Consider the following 3,003-nt stretch of genomic DNA (forward strand, 5'->3'; position numbering starts at 1 on the left):
GAGAGCATCAAGCGACTTAAGAGCATTTGGTGGATGCCTTGGCACTGAGAGGCGATGAAGGACGTGGTACGCTGCGAAAAGTTACGGGGAGCCGCGAACAGGCTTTGATCCGTAAATATCCGAATGGGGCAACCCCTGGCTTCGGCCAGACCTGCACATGAATACATAGTGTGCTGGAGCAAACCGGGAGAACTGAAACATCTAAGTACCCCGAGGAAAGGACATCAACAGAGACTCCGCTAGTAGTGGCGAGCGAACGCGGACTAGGCCAATGCCAAACGTGTAAGAACTGGAACAGGATGGAAAGCCTGGCAACAATGGGTGATAGCCCCGTACAGGTAGAAAGCACGATTGGATACGAGTAAGGCGGGACACGTGCAATCCTGTCTGAACATGGGGGGACCACCCTCCAAGCCTAAGTACTCCTCAGTGACCGATAGCGAACTAGTACCGTGAGGGAAAGGTGAAAAGCACCCCGACGAGGGGAGTGAAAGAGCACCTGAAACCGAATGCTTACAAACAGTAGGAGGGCGCAAGCCTGACTACGTACCTTTTGTATTATGGGTCAGCGACTTATGATTGACGTGCGAGCTTAAGCCGATAGGTGGAGGCGAAGCGAAAGCGAGTCTGAACAGGGCGATTTAGTACGTTGATATAGACCCGAAACCAGTCGATCTAGCCATGAGCAGGCTGAAGGTGCAGTAACATGCACTGGAGGGCCGAACGGGTAACCGTGGAAAAGGTTTCCGATGACTTGTGGTTAGGGGTGAAAGGCTAATCAAGGCTGGAGATAGCTGGTTTTCCGCGAAAGATATTTAGGTATCGCGTCGCATGAATACTCCGGAGGGTAGAGCACTGGATGGGCTAGGGGGTCGTATAGATCTACCAAACCCAACCAAACTCCGAATATCCGGAAGTACTGTGCGGCAGTCACACGGTGGGTGCTAACGTCCATCGTGAAGAGGGAAACAACCCTGACCTACAGCTAAGCTCCCCAAATAGTGGCTAAGTTAGGAAGGATGTGAAGATCCCAAAACAACCAGGAGGTTGGCTTAGAAGCAGCCATCCTTTAAAGAAAGCGTAACAGCTCACTGGTCTAAATAAGGGTTTTTGCGCCGAAAATGTATCGGGAATTAAGCCACTTACCGAAGCTTAGGGTGCATAGCAATATGCGCGGTAGCGGAACGTTCCGTAAGCCTGTGAAGGTTGACCCGTGAGGGCAGCTGGAGGTATCGGAAGTGCGAATGCTGACATGAGTAACGACAAACAGTGTGAGAGACACTGTCGCCGAAAGCCCAAGGGTTCCTGCTTAAAGTTAATCTGAGCAGGGTGAGCCGGGTCCTAAGGTGAGGCCGAGAGGCGTAGCCGATGGCAATCAGGTTAATATTCCTGAGCTAGTGGTGGGTGACGAATGCAAGAAGCTGTCCGATGTTATTGGATTCGGAGGGCAGCGCATGCGTTCCAGGAAATAGCCCCCACATCAACCCGTACCCGAAACCGACACAGGTGGGCAGGTAGAGTATACCAAGGCGCTTGAGAGAACGATGCTGAAGGAACTCGGCAAATTACCCTCGTAACTTCGGGATAAGAGGGCCCCGTCTGTGGGCAACCATGGGCGGGGGGCACATACCAGGGGGTAGCGACTGTTTAGCAAAAACACAGGGCTCTGCGAAGTCTAAAGACGACGTATAGGGTCTGACGCCTGCCCAGTGCCGGAAGGTTAAGAGGAGAGGTTCACGCTTTGAATCGAAGCCCCGGTAAACGGCGGCCGTAACTATAACGGTCCTAAGGTAGCGAAATTCCTTGTCGGGTAAGTTCCGACCTGCACGAATGGCGTAACGACTTCCCCACTGTCTCCAGCATCGGCTCAGTGAAATTGAACTCCCCGTGAAGATGCGGGGTAATTGCGGTCAGACGGAAAGACCCCGTGCACCTTTACTATAGCTTTACACTGGCATTCGTGCTGGCATGTGTAGAATAGCTGGTAGGCTTTGAAGCGGGGGCGCCAGCCCTCGTGGAGCCGCAATGTGAAATACCAGCCTTGGCGACATGGATGTCTAACCGCGACCCCTGAATCGGGGTCCGGGACAGTGTATGGTGGGTAGTTTGACTGGGGCGGTCGCCTCCCAAAGAGTAACGGAGGCGTGCGAAGGTAGGCTCAGACTGGTCGGAAATCAGTCGTCGAGTGCAATGGCATAAGCCTGCCTGACTGCGAGACAAACAAGTCGAGCAGAGTCGAAAGACGGCCATAGTGATCCGGTGGTCCCACGTGAGGAGGGCCATCGCTCAACGGATAAAAGGTACGCCGGGGATAACAGGCTGATGATTCCCAAGAGTCCATATCGACGGAATCGTTTGGCACCTCGATGTCGGCTCATCACATCCTGGGGCTGGAGAAGGTCCCAAGGGTTCGGCTGTTCGCCGATTAAAGTGGTACGTGAGCTGGGTTCAAAACGTCGTGAGACAGTTTGGTCCCTATCTGCCGTGATTGTAGGAGAATTGAGAGGATTTGTCCTTAGTACGAGAGGACCGGGATGAACACACCTCCGGTGGACCTGTTGTCGCGCCAGCGGCAGTGCAGGGTAGCTATGTGTGGACGGGATAACCGCTGAAGGCATCTAAGCGGGAAACCCACCTCGAAACAAGTTCTCCCTTGAGAACCGTGGAAGACGACCACGTTGATAGGCCAGATGTGGAAGGGCAGCAATGTCCGCAGCTTACTGGTACTAATCGTTCGATCGGCTTGATCGCTCTCATTATCAATGTCCAACCAACGCGCTTGGCCAACAGCCAGTCGCGCAAAACAAAGACATCGATCCTAAGAAAACAATACAAACTTGCATGTGCTCGAAATAACCCTCTGTCCTTCGCCGGCCTGGTGGCTCTGGCGGGGCGTCCATACCCGATCCCATCTCGAACTCGGCCGTAAATCGCCCCAGCGCCAATGGTACTTCGTCTTAAGACGCGGAAGAGTAGGTCGCTGCCAGGCCTGCAAAGGACAGA

At 53.7% G+C, this 3,003-nt stretch carries 2 rRNA genes; both read left to right on the top strand.

What is annotated here, in order from left to right:
* Nucleotides 1-5: 5 nt before the first annotated feature.
* Nucleotides 6-2,751 (top strand): 23S ribosomal RNA (locus DK847_RS20290).
* Between the two features lie 123 nt (nucleotides 2,752-2,874).
* Nucleotides 2,875-2,989 (top strand): 5S ribosomal RNA (gene rrf, locus DK847_RS20295).
* The last annotated feature ends 14 nt before the right edge of the window (nucleotides 2,990-3,003 follow it).

This window comes from Aestuariivirga litoralis (assembly GCF_003234965.1).
Taxonomy (GTDB): Bacteria; Pseudomonadota; Alphaproteobacteria; order Rhizobiales; family Aestuariivirgaceae; genus Aestuariivirga; species Aestuariivirga litoralis.